We start from the raw sequence: 17619 nt of genomic DNA, 5'->3' as shown, positions 1-17619 counted from the left end.
GTCGGGCGACGCGCTGAAAGCCCTGGCTCGCTAGATGTTCTCGGGCAGGTAGATGTCGAACGGCAGGAAGGTCTGGCCGGGAGCGTTAGCCGCGCCCGTCTCGATGGCGTGCGCCATGAGATCGAGCAGTTCGCGGCACAAAGCCGCCAGCGGCGTGGAGATCACCATGGTCAGCACCCCGTCCGCCAGGGCGGATCGCGAGACCGCCGATATCTCGTTGCAGACCACCGCTGGCATCTCTGCTGGCTTGGCCTGCCTAAGCGCCGCGACCGCGCCTTCCATGCCGCCGCCCGCGACATAGCAGCCGACGAGGTCCGGATGACGGCCGAGCAGGTCGAGCAGCGTGTCCTGCGTGATCTGGTTGGCCTCGAGATTGACCAGCGTTTCGAGCAGGGTGAAGTCCGGCGCCTGTTCGCGGAAGAAGGAGCGGAAGCCGATCTCGCGCAGTTCATGGCCGTGGAAGCGGTGGCTGCCGACGAAAAGCGCGACCTTGCCCGGCCGCTTCGCCGCTTTCGAGATCATCCAGGCTGCCGTGCGCCCGACCTTGCGGTTGTCGAGGCCGACATAGCCCTCGCGAATGCCGGCGGCGAAGTCGGACAGCAGCGAAAAAACCGGCAATCCCCTGGCCTTCATCTCCTCGACAATGACCGTCAGCGCCGGGTGATCCGGCCCGACCAGGGCGACGGCCTTGCACTTGGCCGCCAGCTTGCGCGTGCGCTCGACGATTTCGTCCGGCGTCAGCGAAACGGCGAAGTCGATGATCGCGACGCCGCGAAAGCGCTGCGATTGCGACACCGCGAGTTCGAGTTGCCGCGCGAACTCCGTGTAGAAGACATCGTTGCCTCTCAAAAGCAGGAAGCCGAGCCGGTATTCCGGCAATTCATGGCGCATACGCTGCTTGATCAGGCCGGCCGCGTGATAGCCGATCTCGGTCGCGGTCTCGTAGACGCGGCGTGCCGTTTCCTCGCGAACCGGCAAGCGATTGTTGAGCACGCGGTCCACCGTGGCGACGCTGACGCCGGAGACGCGCGCCAGATCTGTTATGGTCGGCCGTTTCGCCATGATCGCCCCGTTCGATTGCCTGGTATTGATATACCACTTTGATAGGAAATGATAGAAACTATCTTTGTGACGTTGAGTCTATCATGGCGCGGCGTTATTTCTAAGCATGAAACCAGTGGTGATCGGCATTCGCATGGCGAATGCCCCTGCCTTGGGAGGCAATCATGACCGCAGCGCCGTCCCGGCGTGATTATAGCCTGATCGGCCGCGACGCCCGACTTGCCGTCGAAAACGGCCTGTCGGCGGCAGAGTGGTATCACACCGACATTCCCCGCAAGCAGATGAAGGAGCTGATGCAGCGCTCCGATGGCCCGGCGATCCGCGACACCGTGATCTGGCTGGCCGCCCTCATCATCAGCGGCGCCGGCGGCGCCTGGTTCTGGGGCAGCTGGTGGTGCGTACCGTTCTTCTTCGCCTATGGTGTGCTCTACGGCTCATCCACCGATTCACGCTGGCACGAATGCGGCCACGGCACGGCGTTCCGCACGCAGTGGATGAATGATGCGATCTATCAGGTCGCCTGCTTCATGATCATGCGCAATCCGGTGACCTGGCGCTGGAGCCACACGCGCCATCACACCGACACCATCATCGTCGGCCGCGACCCCGAGATTTCGGTCATGCGGCCGCCGGACCTGGTGCGCCTCGTCCTCGGTTTTGTCGGCGTGCTCGACGCCTGGCACGCGATGTCAGACATGCTGCGCAACGCCGCCGGCAACATCAGCGCGGCCGAGAAGACCTTCATTCCCGAGCAGGAACAGCAGAAGGCGATCCGCATTGCCCGCATCTGGACGGCGATCTATGCCGCGACCATCGCGCTGGCGCTCTACACCGGATCGTTCCTGCCCTTGATGCTGGTCGGCCTGCCCAGGCTCTACGGCGCCTGGCATCATGTCATGGTCGGCCTGCTGCAGCATGGCGGCCTCGCCGACAACGTCACCGACCACCGGCTGAACAGCCGCACCGTCTACATGAACCCGATCAGCCGCTTCATCTACTGGAACATGAACTACCACGTCGAGCATCACATGTTCCCGATGGTGCCCTACCATGCGCTGCCCAGGCTGCACGCGCTGATCAAGCACGATCTGCCGGCGCCGACGCGATCGATCCTGGCCGGCTACCGCGAGATGATCCCGGTCTTCCGCCGCCAGCTGCGCAACGAGGACTATTTCCTCAAGCGCGAGCTGCCGCCGACCGCCAGGCCATACCGCGAGGAATTCCACAACGACGCCGTCGCCACGGCGGCGGAATGACATCGAACGACTCGAGGGGAGGATTGAATGAGCGATTGGGTCGAGGCGTGCGCCGCCGGTGACATCGATGAAGAGGACGTGATGCGCTTCGATCATGGCGGGCGCACCTTCGCCATCTATCGCAGCCCGGACGACGAGTATTTCGCCACCGACGGACTTTGCACGCATGAGAAGGTGCATCTCGCCGACGGGCTGGTGATGGATGACATCATCGAATGTCCCAAGCACAATGGCCGCTTCAACTACAAGACCGGCGCGGCCAGGGGCGCGCCGGTCTGCGTCAACATCAAGACCTATCCGGTCAAGGTCGACGCCGGCAAAGTCCTCGTTCAGATCGGGTGACCGGCATGGCACGCGGGATGGTGATCATCGGAGCCGGGGAATGCGGCGGTCGGGCCGCACTCGCCTTGCGCGATCTCGGCTATGACGGGCCGGTGACGCTGGTCGGCGACGAGCCGCATCTGCCCTATGAGAGGCCGCCTTTGTCCAAGGAGGCGATGGCCAGCGACGCGCCGGCAATCAAGGCGATCGCCAGCGACGAGGTGCTGGCCGAAAAATCGATCCGGCATATCCATTCCGTCCAGGCCGTGGCTATCGATCGCGCGGCGCACACGGTGCGCCTGTCCGACGGCTCGGCGCTGCCCTACGACAAGCTGCTGCTCGCCACCGGCTCGACGCCGCGCAAGCTGCCGATGCCTGGCCTTGGCGGGCGCTGCGTCTATCTCAGAACCTTCGCCGACGCGCTGGCCATTCGCGCCCATCTTCGTGCCGGCAACCGCATCGCCGTCATCGGCGGCGGCTTCATCGGCCTCGAGCTTGCCGCGGCGGCGCGCAAGCTCGGCGCTTCGGTCACCGTCATCGAGGCGCAGCCGCGCATCCTGATGCGTGGCGTTCCGGCCGAGATCGCCGAAATCATTCACAAAGCGCATGTCGCCGAGGGTGTCGACGTGGTCTGCGGGCAAGGCATCGCCTCCATCGCCGACGACGGCAAGGAGGTGCGAGTGATGCTTGCCGGCGGGCGCGAGATATCAGCCGACCTCGCCGTCATCGGCATCGGCGCCGTGCCCGTGACCGAACTCGCGGCGGAAGCCGGCCTGGCCATCGAAAATGGCATCGCAGTCGACGCCGAGCTGCGCAGCAGCGATCCCGACATCTTCGCCGCCGGCGATTGCTGCTCGTTTCCGCTCGCCGTCTACGGCGGCCGCCGCGTGCGGCTGGAAGCCTGGCGCAATGCGCAGGAACAGGGCGCGCTGGCGGCCAGGAACATGCTTGGCGCCGGCGAGGCGCATGCGGCGGTGCCGTGGTTCTGGTCGGATCAGTACGGCCTGTCCCTGCAGATCGCCGGACTTTCCGACGAAGGCCGCAGCACGGTGCGTCGCGATCTCGACGACGGCGCTTTCATCCTGTTTCATCTGGCCGAGGACGGCAGGCTGGTGGCGGCCAGCGGCATCGGCCCGGGCAATGCGGTGGCCCGCGACATAAGGCTCGCCGAAATGCTGATCGGCAAGCGAGCGAAGCCGTCGGTGGAGGCGCTAGAATCGCCTGACGTCAAGCTGAAGGCGTTGCTGGCGGCCTGAACGGTCGCATCGGCTCGCCGATGGCGGCGCCGCCCCTCATCTGCCTGCCGGCATCTTCTCCCCGCAGAACGGGGAGAAGGGAGCTGTGGCACCCTCGCCGCAATTCATCATGCACCGCTAAAAATTGGCGAAATCATTGATATCAGCATCTTTCTCCCCGTCACTATACGGGGAGAAATGTCCGGCAGGACAATGAGGGGCGGCGCAGGCGTCAACGAGCTAATGCCACCACGCCGGAGCCGCTAGAACAGCGCCCTGAGCTCCGGCAGCTTGTCGTTGACCAGCCAGCCGTAATAATTCTCTTCCGGCAGCTTCTCCGGCTCGCCGGCGGCGCGGCGCTTGCCGTTTTCAGCCTTCAGCGCATAGGCGCGCTGCTCCGGATTGCCGACATTGTAGAGCGTGGCGGTCAGTCCTGGATTGCCCGAAATGTCGAAGCCGGCGATGCTCTTATAGGCGTCGATCGACTTCCTGATCGTCGCCGCGACATATGGCAGCGTCAGGTCCGGATCCATGATGGTCTTGTAGACCGAGTTGGGATCGGAGACGTCGAGCTTCGGCAAGCCGGACACCTTGTGCACGAGGTCGCTCATCTGCAGGGCGGTCAACGGGTTGAGCTGGCCGAGGCCGAAGGTCTGGCCGGCATAGTAGGGCTGGAAGAAGGTGGCGCCGAAACGGTTGTCGGGGAAATCCTCGCCGCCGACTGTCTTGCCGCGAAACGAACGGTTCCAGACCTGTTCGCGGCATTCCCACAGATCGTAGCTGTCCGAAATCGCGGCGCATTTCTTGAATTCCGGTCGCTGCACGAAATCGGTAATGTCCTCGCCGTCATAGGCGAAGGAGAGCTTGCTCGAGAGATAGGAGATCGCCTTGACGTAGTAGGTCTGCAGCCGGTCATAGGCGTCGACATTGTAGGTGTGCTCGCCGACGATGGCGCCAACGATATGCAAGGGGTCGATGCCATAGGCGCTTGCCGCCTTCTTGATCTTGGCGCGCAGATCGGCGTCGTTCTGCAGCAGCGCGTAGACCTTGCGGTACTTCGCCTGGAAGGTGGTGTTGGTCGCCTGCGTGCGTCGGCTTGAGGCGCCGGGAATGTCCGGCTGCTCGGCATTGCGGTTTCCCGCCGGCACCAATGTCGCCGCATCGGCGGCGAACAGCGTCGCCGCCAGCGTCAAGCCGAGAATGACCAGGATGAGTTTTTTCATGCGCCGCCGCCTAGAGAATTGCCGCGCAAACTAGGGTATTGCTCTTGGTTGAGTCGAGAGCGCGTCATCATCCGGCGAGACGAAAGGTGGCCAGATGGTACCATCTGGCCACACATGGCTCCTGCCGGAAGGTGTCACCGGATCCCGCGCCGGAACGGTCCGGCGCTGCCGCTCAAAGGATGAACCGCGACAGATCCGTGTTTCTGGAGAGGTCGCCGACATGCTTCTGGACATAGGCAGCGTCGATTGTGACGGCCGTGCCGTTGCGGTCGGGCGCATCGTAGGAGATCTCGTCCAGCACCCGCTCCATCACCGTCTGCAGCCGCCTCGCGCCGATATTCTCGATACTGGCGTTGAGGTCGACGGCGACGCCGGCGAGCGAATCGATGGCGTCGTCGGTGAAGGTGAGCTCGACGCCCTCGGTCTTCATCAGCGCGATATACTGCTTGATCAGGCTGGCCTCGGTCTCGGTCAGGATACGGACGAAGTCCTCCTTCTCCAGCGCACGCAGCTCGACGCGGATCGGCAGGCGTCCCTGCAATTCCGGCAGCAGGTCGGACGGCTTCGAGACGTGGAATGCGCCCGACGCGATGAACAGGATGTGATCCGTCTTCAACGGCCCGTATTTGGTCGCCACCGTGGTGCCTTCGACCAGCGGCAGCAGATCACGCTGCACGCCTTCACGCGAAGGGCCGCCCGAAATGTCAGACCTGGCCGCGATCTTGTCGATCTCGTCGAGGAAGACGATGCCGTCATTCTCCGCCGCGTCCAGCGCCCGGCGCACCACCTCGTCCTGGTCGAGCAGCTTGTCGGACTCGTCTGCGACCAGCAGGTCGTAGGATTCCTTCACCGTGGTCTTGCGCAGCTTGGTCTTCTTGCCGCCCATCGCCTTCGACAGCATGTCGTTGATGTTGAGCACGCCGATATTGGCGCCCGGCATGCCGGGAATCTCGAAGCCGGGCATGCCGCCATTGCCGGTGTCGGCCACCTCGATCTCGATTTCCTTGTCGTCGAGTTCGCCGTCGCGCAGTTTCTTGCGGAAGCTGTCGCGCGTCGCCGGGCTCGCCGTCTTGCCGACTAGAGTTTCCAGTACACGCTCCTCGGCGTTGACATGGGCGCGCGCCTTGACGTCCTCTCGCATCTTCTCGCGCACCAGGCCGATGGCGATCTCGACCAGGTCGCGGATGATCTGCTCGACGTCGCGGCCGACATAGCCGACTTCGGTGAATTTGGTCGCCTCGACCTTGACGAACGGCGCGCCGGCCAGCCGCGCCAGGCGGCGCGAGATCTCGGTCTTGCCGACGCCTGTCGGGCCGATCATCAGGATATTCTTCGGCATCACCTCTTCGCGCATCTGGCCTTCGAGCTGCTGGCGGCGCCAGCGGTTGCGCAAGGCGATGGCCACGGCGCGCTTGGCGTCCTTCTGGCCGATGATGAAGCGGTCGAGTTCCGAAACGATTTCGCGGGGAGAAAATGTGCTCATATCACTAAATTCCACTTTGCCACTGCTTGATGGCCTCGAACGGATGCAGCAGCATGATCACGTTGAGCGTCAGATTGTCCCGGATGAGATAGCCGGTACCCAGTTCGAAGAGGATGGCGAGGCTGACGATCACCCATATAGGTAGCCTTCGCGCCATCACAAATCCCAGCACCATGGCCAGTGTGTCGGACACCGAATTGATGATGCTGTCCCCGTAATAATCGAGCGAGATGGTGCCGGCGCGGTAGCGCTCGATGATGAACGGGCTGTTTTCGAGGATTTCCCAGCCGCCCTCGATGAGGACGGCGAATGCCAGCCGCAAGCCGATCGGCGAGCGCGGGAACAGGAACCGGGCCAGCGCATAGAACAGGAAGCCGTGGATGATGTGGGAAAAGGTGTACCAGTCCGAAATGTGCTGGGAATTCTCCGAACTGTTCACCACGCCATGCCACAGCTTGACATAACCGCAGGTACAGATCGGCGGATGGCCCATCAGGTAGAGCGTGACGGCCTGGGCGACGAGCAGGCCGGCGACGATCAGCAGCCCCATCCGCCAGCTATCCTCGTAAGCAGAAAGGCTCTTGTCGTCGCTGGATGTGGCCATGCCCTGGATTACCCCTCTTGCGCGTCTTCGGCGTCGATCGCCATCAGCACGACGTCGCCATAGATCGATTGCCTGCGATCAATGGCCCGAAATCCCGCCTTTTCATAGGCGCGAATGGCCCTGATGTTGGCGGGATCGGGGTCGATGATGACGCGCGGCACGCCTTCCTCGAACAGGTCTTCGACGAACTGGCGGACGATCGCCGAGCCATGGCCGATGCCGACCAGTTCCGGCCGGCCGATCGAAAGATCAATGCCGAGCGTGCCGAACGGCTGATCGGAATAGGGATGATCGTCCTCCATATGGGGGTCGTAGCTTTGGAGATAAGCGATCGGCTTGCCGTCGAGCTCCACGATCAGCGGCTCGACGGAAATGCTGTCTATGTGATCGGCAATCTCTGCGATTTCCGTCTCCGGATCGTCCCACCACTCGGCGACATGCGGCTCGGCCAGCCAGCCGGCGATCATCGGCAGGTCCTTTTTGGTCACCGGCCGAAAATCGTAGGGCACCACCCTCTCAGGCGGCATCGAGCGTTTCGACGACGAAATTGTTGTTGGTGTAGACGCAGATGTCGGAGGCGATCTGCATCGCCTTGCGGGCGATCTCCTCGGCATCCTTGTCGGTGTCCATCAGCGCGCGCGCCGCGGCCAGAGCGTAATTGCCGCCCGAACCGATGGCCATGACGCCATGTTCGGGCTCCAGCACGTCACCATTGCCCGTCAGTGCCAGCGAGACCGACTTGTCGGCAACCAGCATCATCGCCTCCAGCCGGCGCAGATAGCGGTCGGTGCGCCAGTCCTTGGCGAGCTCGACGCACGCGCGGGTGAGTTGGTCAGGATACTGTTCGAGCTTTGCTTCGAGCCGCTCCAGCAGCGTGAAGGCATCGGCGGTGGCACCGGCAAAGCCAGCAATCACATTGCCGCCCTTGCCGATGCGGCGCACTTTGCGGGCATTGCCCTTCATGATGGTCTGGCCAAGGCTGACCTGGCCGTCGCCGGCGATCACCACCTTGTTGCCCTTGCGCACGGTCACGATCGTCGTGGCATGCATGGTCAATTCATTGGACATTTCCTGCTCCGAGCAGCGCCATCCCTTTAAAAGGCGATTTGGCGCGGTACGAGTGACTTTGATCGGCCATATGTATGCATGGGGCCAATGATTGCAAACCGCTCGATAGCGGCCGGGATCGCAACTGGCAATCGCCGGATCATGCTGCTAGAAGGCTCTCGTTTTCAAGCCAGCGAGCGCTTGAGGCCCGTGAACCGGTCGCGGTCTGAACCACTGGCACAAGGATAGAGTGATGGCGCCCCGTTCCGCCGATGCAAGCCGCAAGACCAGGGAAACCGACATCTCGGTGTCGATCCATGTCGACGGCTCCGGCAAATCGGACATCGCCACCGGCGTCGGCTTCTTCGACCATATGCTGGACCAGCTTTCCCGCCATTCGCTGATCGACATGACCGTCAGGGCCAAGGGCGACCTGCACATAGACGACCACCACACGGTCGAGGACACCGGCATCGCGCTCGGCCAGGCCTTGACCAAGGCGTTGGGCGAGCGGCGCGGCATCATGCGCTATGCCTCGATCGACCTTGCCATGGACGAGACGCTGACGCGTGCGGCGATCGACGTCTCGGGCCGCCCCTTCCTGGTCTGGAACGTTTCGTTCTCGTCGCCCAAGATCGGCACCTTCGACACCGAACTGGTGCGTGAGTTCTTCCAGGCGCTGGCGCAGAATGCCGGCATCACGCTGCATGTCACCAACCACTATGGCGCCAACAACCATCATATCGCCGAGACCTGCTTCAAGGCGGTGGCGCGCGCGCTGCGCGCCGCGCTCGAGCGCGATCCGCGCCAGCCCGACGCGGTTCCCTCCACCAAGGGTTCTTTGAAGGGATAGCCTCATGACCGCCTATGTCGTGATGGAGCCACCTGGCCGCAGCGAGAAAGTCGACATGACGACGTTGGTCCGCGACGGCTTCACCTGGCTCGGCCTGCTGGTGCCGCCGCTGTGGCTTGCCTGGCACCGGCTGTGGGTCGAAGCGGCGCTGGCCTTTGTCATCATGGGCGTGCTTTCGATGCTTGGTCAGAAACTTGGCCTCGGCGTCGCCGGCTCGCTGCTGTCGCTGCTCGTCTCGCTCTATGTCGGCCTGGAGGGCCAGGGATTGCGCATCGCGGCGATGCGCCGCCGCGGCTGGCATGAATGGGGCGTCGTCGAGGCCGGTCGGCTCGGGGACGCCGACATGCGCTATGCCCTTGAGATCGAAGGTCTTTCGGATGAAGCGGCACCCGCGCCGCGCATCGTTCCGGATGCCGCTCTGGCGCGCCCGGCGCAGCCCGGCATGGCGCTGGGGCTGACCCACATTCCGGGACGGCGCTGAGATGCGCGTTGCGATCATCGATTACGGTTCGGGCAATCTGCGCTCGGCCACCAAGGCTTTCGAGCGCGCCGCGCGTGAGGCCGGCATCGCGGCCGAGATCGACCTGACGGCCGATGCCGACCGTGTGCGCACCGCGGACCGCATCGTCCTGCCCGGCGTCGGCGCTTACGCCGATTGCGCGGCCGGCCTGCGCGCCGTCGAGGGCATGTGGGAGGCGGTCGAGGAGGTCGCCATCGCCAAGGGCCGGCCTTTCCTGGGCATTTGCGTAGGCATGCAGCTGATGTCGCAGCGCGGCCTCGAGAAGACCATCACCAACGGCTTCGGCTGGATATCGGGTGACGTCAAGGAGATCCAGCCTGCCGATCCGGCGCTGAAGATTCCGCAGATCGGCTGGAACACGATCGAATTGAGGCGTCGGCACCCGCTGTTTTCCGGCATTCCGACCGGGCCAGACGGGCTGCATGCCTATTTCGTCCACTCCTACCATCTCGATGCGAAAAACTCCGACGAGGTCCTTGCGGTTGCCGACTATGGCGGCCCGGTGACCGCCACGGTCGCCCGCGACAATCTGGCCGGCACGCAGTTCCATCCTGAAAAGAGCCAGGCGCTGGGCCTGGCGCTGATCACGAATTTCCTGCGCTGGAGGCCCTGATGAGCCATCCGCACCGACCGTTGGCGCTGCCCCTCATTGTCCTGCCGGACATTTCTCCCCGTATAAGGACGGGGAGAAAAACGCTGTCTTCGATGTTTTCGACAATTCTGAAAGAGGCGACGAGGCCGGAACTGCCCCCTTCTCCCCGTCTCTATACGGGGAGAAGTGCCCGGCAGGGCGATGAGGGGCAGCGCGGACCTGTGATGGATCGCAGCGCTCCACCGGCCAATTCGGGCGCCCAAACGTTCCAGGAGCCCCAAGCCGTATGATCCTGTTTCCAGCCATCGACCTCAAGGACGGCCAATGCGTGCGCCTGAAGCACGGCGACATGGCGACCGCGACCATCTACAATGACGATCCGGCCGCGCAGGCCAAGGCCTTCGAAGAGCAGGGTTTTGAGTGGCTGCATGTCGTCGACCTCAACGGCGCTTTCCAGGGCCAGAGCGTCAACAGCGCCGCGGTCGGCGCGATCCTGAAGGCGACGAAGAACCCCGTACAGCTCGGCGGCGGCATCCGCACGCTGGAGCAGATCGAGGATTGGCTCGACCGTGGGCTGGCCCGCGTCATCCTCGGCACGGTGGCGGTGCGCGATCCCGATCTGGTCAGGCAGGCCTGCAAGGCATTTCCGGGCAAGGTCGCCGTCGGCATCGATGCCAAGGCCGGCAAGGTTGCCGTCGAAGGCTGGGCCGAGGCGTCGAGCCTCGGCGTCATCGAACTTGCCAGGAAATTCGAAGGCGCCGGCGTGGCCGCCATCATCTACACCGACATCGACCGCGACGGCGTGCTGACCGGCATCAACTGGGACGCCACCATCGATCTCGCCGACGCCGTGTCGATCCCGGTCATCGCCTCCGGCGGGCTGGCTTCGATCGCCGACATCGTGCGCATGACCATGCCCGACGCACAAAAGCTCGAAGGCGCCATCTCGGGCCGGGCGCTCTATGACGGCCGCATCGATCCCGCAGAGGCGCTGGCCATCCTGCAGGGCAGGCCAGCGACGGAGACGCGGTCGTGAAGGTTTCGCTCATCCTGGCCTCCTATGACAGCGGCCACTATCATGGCGGCATGGGCCAGGGGCCCGACGCGCTGATCTCGGGCGGGCTGGTCGACGCCTTGACCCTTGCCGGCCATGACGTCACGGTCGAAGATATCGGCAGGGTCGGTGACGACCAGGAGCGCGAGATCGCCACGGGTTTCGCCGTCTGCAACGCCGTCTCGGGCGAGGTCCGCATCGCCCGAGACAGAGGGCGGTTTCCCATCGTGCTGGCCGGAAACTGCCTGACCAGTGCCGGCGCGGTCGCCGGCGAAGGCGCCGACGCCATCATCTGGGCCGACCAGCATGGCGACCTCAACACGCCCGAGACGTCCGTATACGGTTTTCTCGACGGCATGGCGCTGTCGACGGTGCTCGGCCTGTGCTGGCGCCCGATGGCATCGGCCATTCCCGGCTTCAGGCCGATCGATCCCGCGCGCTGCGTGCTCGTCAACGCCCGCGATCTCGATCCGGCGGAGGAAAAACTTCTCGAAACATTGCCGGTCATCCGGACGGAATGCCCCGGCGTGGCGCAAGCGACGGAACAATTGAAGGCCGCCGGCGCCAACAGCGTGCACATGCATCTCGATCTCGACGTGCATGATCCCAAGGCGCTGCAGGCCAACCGCTATGTCACGTCAGGCGGACCGAGTGCGGAGCAGCTGCGCCACGCGGCCTGCGCCATGGCGCTTGCGGTGCCGGTCGTCGGCATCACCGTTTCCGCTTACGATCCGGCCTTCGATGCCCGGGCCGATGTGCCGCCGCTGGTCGGCCAGTTGCTCAACGATCTGCTTGCCACGATAGAGGGCCGCTGATGCTGAAAGCCCGCGTCATCCCTTGCCTCGACGTCAAGGACGGCCGTGTCGTCAAGGGCGTCAATTTCGTCGATCTCATCGACGCCGGCGATCCGGTGGAGGCAGCCAAGGCCTATGATGCCGCCGGCGCCGACGAGCTCTGCTTTCTCGACATCACCGCTTCGTCGGACAATCGCGAGACCATCTTCGACGTCATCGCCCGCACCGCCGAACAATGCTTCATGCCGCTGACCGTCGGCGGCGGCGTGCGCCAGGTCTCCGACATCAGGAAATTGCTGCTGGCCGGCGCCGACAAGGTGTCGATCAACACGGCCGCGGTGAAGAACCCGGATTTCGTCGCCGAAGCCGCCGACAAGTTCGGCAACCAGTGCATCGTCGTCGCCATCGACGCCAAGAAAGTGTCGGCGCCCAATGAAGCCGACCGCTGGGAAATCTTCACCCATGGCGGGCGCGAAAAGACCGGCATCGACGCCATCGAGTTTGCGCGAAAAATGGTCGATCGCGGCGCCGGCGAGATCCTGTTGACCTCGATGGACCGCGATGGCACCAAGGCCGGCTACGACATCGCGCTGACCCGGGCGGTATCGGACGCGGTGCGTGCGCCAGTCATCGCATCGGGTGGCGTCGGCACGCTGGATCATATGGTCGAAGGCATTCGTGACGGCCATGCAGGGGCTGTTCTGGCGGCCTCCATCTTCCACTTCGGCACCTACACCATCGCGCAAGCCAAGGCGCATATGGCCGCGGCCGGCCTGCCGATGCGGCTGGACTCGCTGGGAAACAGGTCCTAGAGCATGTTCCTTGAACCGGCTTTCGGAAAAGAGCAGGCTTAAACAAGAAGATAGACTGACATGGCCGAGTTTTCGCTCTCCGACCTGGAAAAAATCGTCAGCGACCGCGCCCATTCCGGCGATCCGGACTCATGGACGGCCAAGCTGTTTTCGCGCGGCATGGACAAGGCGGCGCAGAAGCTCGGCGAGGAGGCGGTCGAGACCGTGATTGCCGCCGTCAAGGGCGACAAACAGGGCCTCGTTTCGGAAAGCGCCGATCTCATATATCATTGGCTCGTCGTTCTCGGCATAGCGGGCGTTCCGCTGAACGACGTGCTCAGGGAGCTCGAAGGCCGCACCGGGCGTTCGGGCATCGCCGAGAAGGCGTCACGGCCCAAGGGCTGACCGCGAGGGAGGGCAGGTATCTCGATGGATCAGCTCGCGCCAACCGAGAAATATTCCCCGTTTCGCTTTTTCTCGGCCGAGCAATGGTCGCAATTCCGCGCCGACACCCCGCTGACGCTGAGCGAGGACGAGTTCCGCCGCCTGCGGTCGCTCAACGACCCGGTCGACCTCGAAGAGGTCAAGCGCATCTATCTGTCGCTGTCGCGGCTTTTGTCGGCGCATGTCGAGGCGAGCCAGCTTCTTTTCAGGCAGCGCCAGGCCTTCTTCAATGCCGTCGATGTCGCCAAGACGCCGTTCATCATCGGCATCGCCGGTTCGGTCGCGGTCGGCAAATCGACCACGGCGCGCGTGCTGAAGGAATTGCTGGCGCGATGGCCGTCGAGCCCCAAGGTCGACCTCATCACCACCGACGGCTTCCTGCTGCCCAATGAGGTGCTGCGCCGCGAAAGCCTGATGGAGCGCAAGGGGTTTCCCGACAGCTACGATGTCGGCGCGCTGCTGCGTTTCCTCTCGGGCATCAAGTCGGCGTTGCCCGACGTCCGCGCGCCGGTCTATTCGCACCTCACCTATGACGTCATCCCCGGCGAGTTCGTCACCATCGACCGGCCCGACATCCTGATCTTCGAAGGCATCAACGTGCTGCAGCCGGGCAAGCTGCCGCAGGACGGCAAGATCGTGCCTTTCCTGTCGGACTTCTTCGACTTCGCCATCTATATCGATGCCGATGAGAAGCTGATCCACCAGTGGTATATTTCCCGCTTCATGCGGCTGCGCGAGACCGCCTTCCGCAACCCGGACTCCTTCTTCCATCGCTATTCGCGGCTGTCGGAGGATGCGGCCAAGGCAATCGCCGAGGGCCTGTGGACCAACATCAACCTGAAGAACCTGCGCGAGAACATCCTGCCGACGCGCGCCCGCGCCGACTTGATCCTGCGCAAGGGCGCCGACCACCTGGTCGAGGAAGTGGCGCTGCGCAAGCTCTAGGCTTTCAGAAAACGGTTCCGCTCGAACCGTTTCGATGCGACTGGCGTCCGATTAGAACGCCCTTAACCGATTGGTTGCTAGAACTCCGCCATATCAGCTGTTGTGGTGAAGGCCGTTGGCATGGATGCGCCGCTCATTGCCCCGGGCAAGCCGGCAAGCTTGAATTCCAGCCAGGCCGCGTCTCGTCTCGGTGCTCCGGCCGCTGCAACGTTGCTGATCGTCGCCTATGCGACCATCACCTCGCTTCTTCTACCGGTCAATGTCGACGTCTCCTGGCTGCTGACGGTCGGCGACCGCGTCCTCAATGGCGAACGCCTTTACGTTGATATTGCCGAGGCCAACCCGCCGTTTTCAACCTGGCTCTATCTGCCCTTCCTTGTCATGGAGCGGCTGACCGGGCTCGCGGCGGAACTCTGGCTGAGCGTTGGACTGGCGGCGCTGGCGGTTGCTTCAATCTGGTTTTCGGCCCGCATTCTCATCCAGGCCGATGAATCGCTCAAGCGATACGCCCGGCTCGCTCCGGTCGCGGTGTTTTGCGTGCTGTTCCTGCTGCCGCTGGATTTCGGCCAACGCGAGCAGATTTCCGTCATTGCCTTGCTGCCATGGCTGGCTCTGTTCTCGGTGCGCGATCACAGAGTGGACTTCCACGCCGGCAGCGCTGCCGAGCAGATCGTTGCGGGTGTAGGCGCCGCTGTCTTCGTCATGATCAAGCCTCCTTACAGTGTGCTGGCGCTGGCGGTGCCGGCCTTGGTGGTTGCGCTGCAACGACGCTCATTGCGTCCGCTTTGGACGACGGAGAATATCGTCGGCGGCATCTTGACCGTCATCTATCTGACTGCGGTCGCAGTCTTCATGCGCCCCTTCTTCACCGATGTCTTGCCGTTGCTGCGTCAGGTCTATCTGCCGATGCGCGCGCCGGTCGTTGATATGTTGACGCTCTGGCCGATCGAAGCGTTCCTGGCAATGGCGGCGACCACGCTCGCAATGGCTCGCCCCGACCGTATTCATCGCGATGCGAAAATACTGCTTCTGGCCGGGACAGCTTATGTCCCCGCTTTCCTCATGATGGGCAAGGGTTGGACCTATCAGGCGCTGCCGTTCCTGACATTTGGCGCCTTGGCGTTCCTGCTCCAATTTGTCCGGCGGCCGCCGTGGCGGGACCTGACCATCTTGGCCAGGACCGGAACCGCGCTCGGCCTGCTTCTCTTGATACTGATCGCCCTTCAGGGACAGGTCTCAGCGCTGTTGCAGCCTCGCGGCGATCTGGACGCGGCTACAGCCGCCATCGCCATCGCCGTCGATCGCCCCACCGTCATGTCGATCGGCTCTCGGCTGCAGGTCGGCAACCCACTCGTGCGGGCGGTCGGTGGCCGCCTTGTCGGTCGTCACCCCTCCGCGTGGATGGTCAGGGATTCCGGGCTGCTGATCGAGGCGGGGAGGGATCCGGTCACACGGAAGGAACTGCAAGCACTGCGGGACACATACATTCTCGATATTGCGAAGGAAGTGACCACCAAACGGCCGGACATCGTCCTTGACGATGGGACGGCGGTACCCAGTGCCCCGGTATTGCTGAAGATCGCGGACAACCCCCCTCCGCCGAGGCCACTTCGCGACAACCCCGCGGTCGCAGAAGCGCTGCGGGGCTACCGCTTGCTGCTCCAGAATGGTTCGGTGACAGTGCTCATCCGCGCCGATACAGCCGCGCGCTAGCAGCTCGTAGCAGGTTCGTCGAACCTGCTACGAGCGAAATGCGGGATCACGGTTCAGCCATTGGCGAACGGGACGGCGACATAGATCTGGCTGCCCTCGCGTTCGACCAGCAGCAGCACCGACTTGCGGCCTGACTTGCCGGCCTGCGCGATGGCTTGCGTGACCTGCCTGGCGTTCTTCACCGGCGCCTGGTTGACGGCGACGATGATGTCGCCGGGCTGGATGCCGGCGGTGGCCGCGGCCTTGTCCGGGTTGACGGTGGCGACCACCGCGCCGCGCTCGTTGTCGGCCAGGTTCATCTGCTGGCGGATGTCGGGCGTGATGTCCATCAGGCCGAGGCCGATGGCCGGCGCGCGGGAGCCCTGTTCTGTCCCCGGCGCGCTGGAATCGCCGGTCGATGCCGTTTTCACATCGTCGCTGTTGCGGCCGACATCGACGGAAATCCGCATGGCCTTGCCCTTGCGCCAGACATCCAGTGTCTTCCTGGCACCCGGCGCGACGTCGGCGACGGCCCGCGACAGATCCTTGGGATCCTTGACGTCCTGTCCGGCGAAGCTGGTGATGACATCGCCGGTCTCGACACCGGCCCTGGCCGCGGGCGAGCCGTCATTGACCTGCGAGACCAAGGCGCCGGCGGGATGGTCGAGCCCGATGGCGCTGGCCACGTCCGGGGTGACCGGCTGGATCTCGACGCCGAGATAGCCGTATTCGATGTCGCCACCCTTCATCAGCTTGGCAACCACCTTCTCTGCTTGGTCCGACGGAATGGCGAAGCCGACACCGACGCTGCCGCCATTCGGCGAATAGATCGCCGTGTTGATGCCGACGACATTGCCGCTGACATCCACCAGCGGGCCGCCGGAATTGCCGTGATTGATCGGCGCGTCGATTTGAATGAAATCGTCGAACGGCCCGCTGTGCAGGTCACGGCCACGCGCCGAGACAATGCCGGCCGTGACCGTGGTGCCGATGCCGAACGGATTGCCGATCGCCAACACCTGGTCGCCTGTCATGAGCTTGTCGGAGTCGCCCCATTTCACGGTCGGCAGCGACTTGCCGGCCTTGATCTTCAGCACCGCGAGATCGTTCTTGGCGTCGTGACCGACCAGCTTGGCCGGAAGCTCCGTGCCGTCGTCGAGCGTGACCTTGATCGAGGAGGCGCCGTCGACGACGTGGTTGTTGGTGACGATGGTGCCGTCGGCGCTGACGATGAAGCCCGAACCGAGCGCCTCGGCGCGCTGCGACTGCTGTTGCTGCGGAGGCGTCTTTGGACCAGGCATGCCCTGATCGCCGAAGAACTGGCGGAAATAGTCGTCGAAGGGCGAATTGCCGCCAAAGGGCGAACTCTCAGGCGAACCTTCGCTCATGGCATCCGGTTGCGCCTTCATGACTGTCGTGACCGTGACGACAGCGGGCTTGGTCGAAGCCACGATGGGCGCGAACGATCCGTTCGGAGCCGTTATCCCTGCGACAGGGGTCTGCGTCGTCGCAACGATGTTGGTCAAGCCGCCACTGCCGGCATTTTGAGCGAAGGAGACGACGGCGGGGGAGATGATCAGCGCGGCGCCCAGCAGGGCGGCGACGCGATGCCTACGAAGAATACCAGGAGGTGACATGGTCGTTCTGTCCGGGCGAGGGTTGATCCGGCGCCGCGGGCGGCTCTTGGGAGAAGGCGCCCGTCA

At 63.9% G+C, this 17619-nt stretch carries 19 protein-coding genes; 12 read left to right on the top strand and 7 right to left on the bottom strand.

From position 1 onward, the window contains the following. Positions 1 to 30: 30 nt before the first annotated feature. Complete coding sequence (locus EN850_RS10140; RefSeq protein WP_135883872.1) at positions 31 to 1062, bottom strand: LacI family DNA-binding transcriptional regulator; 1032 nt, start codon at positions 1060 to 1062, stop codon at positions 31 to 33. 164 nt (positions 1063 to 1226) lie between these two features. Here EN850_RS10140 and EN850_RS10135 point away from each other — a divergent pair, with 164 nt between their 5' ends. From EN850_RS10135 to EN850_RS10125, 3 genes are read left to right on the top strand one after another with little or no spacing between them, the layout of a single operon-like run. After that, entirely contained in the window at positions 1227 to 2318 is a 1092-nt protein-coding gene (locus tag EN850_RS10135; protein WP_127280381.1) for a fatty acid desaturase family protein, read from the top strand. Positions 2319 to 2345: 27 nt separating this feature from the next. Continuing rightward, positions 2346 to 2660 (top strand): MocE family 2Fe-2S type ferredoxin, encoded by a 315-nt coding sequence (locus tag EN850_RS10130; protein WP_127280380.1) that lies wholly within the window; start codon positions 2346 to 2348, stop codon positions 2658 to 2660. A 5-nt stretch (positions 2661 to 2665) separates the two neighbouring features. Continuing rightward, entirely contained in the window at positions 2666 to 3895 is a 1230-nt protein-coding gene (locus EN850_RS10125) for an FAD-dependent oxidoreductase (protein WP_135921874.1), read from the top strand. A 242-nt stretch (positions 3896 to 4137) separates the two neighbouring features. On the opposite strand, the gene EN850_RS10115 is transcribed toward EN850_RS10125, so the two are convergent. From EN850_RS10115 to hslV, 5 genes are all read right to left on the bottom strand, one after another. Continuing rightward, positions 4138 to 5097, bottom strand: a complete 960-nt coding sequence (locus tag EN850_RS10115) for a DUF1402 family protein (protein ID WP_127871197.1) — start codon at positions 5095 to 5097, stop codon at positions 4138 to 4140. A gap of 172 nt (positions 5098 to 5269) precedes the next feature. Then, positions 5270 to 6580, bottom strand: a complete 1311-nt coding sequence (hslU, locus tag EN850_RS10110) for an ATP-dependent protease ATPase subunit HslU (protein ID WP_127871196.1) — start codon at positions 6578 to 6580, stop codon at positions 5270 to 5272. Positions 6581 to 6584: 4 nt separating this feature from the next. After that, positions 6585 to 7184 (bottom strand): DUF2585 domain-containing protein, encoded by a 600-nt coding sequence (locus tag EN850_RS10105; RefSeq protein WP_127871195.1) that lies wholly within the window; start codon positions 7182 to 7184, stop codon positions 6585 to 6587. Between the two features lie 8 nt (positions 7185 to 7192). Further along, positions 7193 to 7711 carry a GNAT family N-acetyltransferase gene (locus EN850_RS10100; RefSeq protein WP_127871194.1) on the bottom strand — a complete coding sequence of 173 codons (519 nt, stop codon included), beginning with the start codon at positions 7709 to 7711 and terminating at the stop codon, positions 7193 to 7195. Beyond that, positions 7701 to 8252, bottom strand: coding sequence for an ATP-dependent protease subunit HslV (gene hslV / locus EN850_RS10095; RefSeq protein ID WP_127279611.1), 552 nt, complete (start codon positions 8250 to 8252; stop codon positions 7701 to 7703). The genes EN850_RS10100 and hslV overlap by 11 nt, the downstream gene beginning before the upstream one ends. Before the next feature lie 232 nt (positions 8253 to 8484). On the opposite strand from hslV, the gene hisB reads away from it, so the two are divergent. From hisB to EN850_RS10045, 9 genes are all read left to right on the top strand, one after another. Then, a complete protein-coding gene (hisB, locus tag EN850_RS10090) occupies positions 8485 to 9084 on the top strand; it encodes an imidazoleglycerol-phosphate dehydratase HisB (protein WP_127871193.1) in 600 nt (199 codons plus the stop codon). Between the two features lie 4 nt (positions 9085 to 9088). Further along, complete coding sequence (locus tag EN850_RS10085) at positions 9089 to 9565, top strand: DUF2628 domain-containing protein (RefSeq protein WP_127871192.1); 477 nt, start codon at positions 9089 to 9091, stop codon at positions 9563 to 9565. A gap of 1 nt (position 9566) precedes the next feature. Then, positions 9567 to 10217, top strand: coding sequence for an imidazole glycerol phosphate synthase subunit HisH (hisH, locus tag EN850_RS10080; protein ID WP_127871191.1), 651 nt, complete (start codon positions 9567 to 9569; stop codon positions 10215 to 10217). A 265-nt stretch (positions 10218 to 10482) separates the two neighbouring features. After that, positions 10483 to 11232, top strand: coding sequence for a 1-(5-phosphoribosyl)-5-[(5-phosphoribosylamino)methylideneamino]imidazole-4-carboxamide isomerase (gene hisA, locus EN850_RS10070; protein ID WP_135917604.1), 750 nt, complete (start codon positions 10483 to 10485; stop codon positions 11230 to 11232). After that, positions 11229 to 12065 carry an arginase family protein gene (locus tag EN850_RS10065; protein WP_127871189.1) on the top strand — a complete coding sequence of 279 codons (837 nt, stop codon included), beginning with the start codon at positions 11229 to 11231 and terminating at the stop codon, positions 12063 to 12065. Before hisA ends, EN850_RS10065 begins: the two co-directional genes overlap by 4 nt. Next, positions 12062 to 12856, top strand: a complete 795-nt coding sequence (hisF, locus tag EN850_RS10060; RefSeq protein ID WP_167531401.1) for an imidazole glycerol phosphate synthase subunit HisF — start codon at positions 12062 to 12064, stop codon at positions 12854 to 12856. The genes EN850_RS10065 and hisF overlap by 4 nt, the downstream gene beginning before the upstream one ends. A gap of 60 nt (positions 12857 to 12916) precedes the next feature. Continuing rightward, on the top strand, positions 12917 to 13240 hold the full coding sequence (locus EN850_RS10055) for a phosphoribosyl-ATP diphosphatase (RefSeq protein WP_127280828.1): 324 nt from the start codon (positions 12917 to 12919) through the stop codon (positions 13238 to 13240). Between the two features lie 24 nt (positions 13241 to 13264). Continuing rightward, a complete protein-coding gene (gene coaA, locus EN850_RS10050; protein ID WP_127871187.1) occupies positions 13265 to 14224 on the top strand; it encodes a type I pantothenate kinase in 960 nt (319 codons plus the stop codon). Between the two features lie 120 nt (positions 14225 to 14344). Continuing rightward, on the top strand, positions 14345 to 15937 hold the full coding sequence (locus tag EN850_RS10045) for a hypothetical protein (RefSeq protein WP_127871186.1): 1593 nt from the start codon (positions 14345 to 14347) through the stop codon (positions 15935 to 15937). A 53-nt stretch (positions 15938 to 15990) separates the two neighbouring features. On the opposite strand, the gene EN850_RS10040 is transcribed toward EN850_RS10045, so the two are convergent. Continuing rightward, on the bottom strand, positions 15991 to 17553 hold the full coding sequence (locus EN850_RS10040) for a DegQ family serine endoprotease (protein WP_136091151.1): 1563 nt from the start codon (positions 17551 to 17553) through the stop codon (positions 15991 to 15993). Between the last annotated feature and the right edge of the window lie 66 nt (positions 17554 to 17619).

It is taken from the genome of Mesorhizobium sp. M8A.F.Ca.ET.207.01.1.1, assembly GCF_004794715.1.
Classification (GTDB): domain Bacteria; phylum Pseudomonadota; class Alphaproteobacteria; order Rhizobiales; family Rhizobiaceae; genus Mesorhizobium.
The sequence above is the reverse complement of the archived record's forward strand: the minus strand, read 5'-3'. Positions and strand labels throughout refer to the sequence as shown.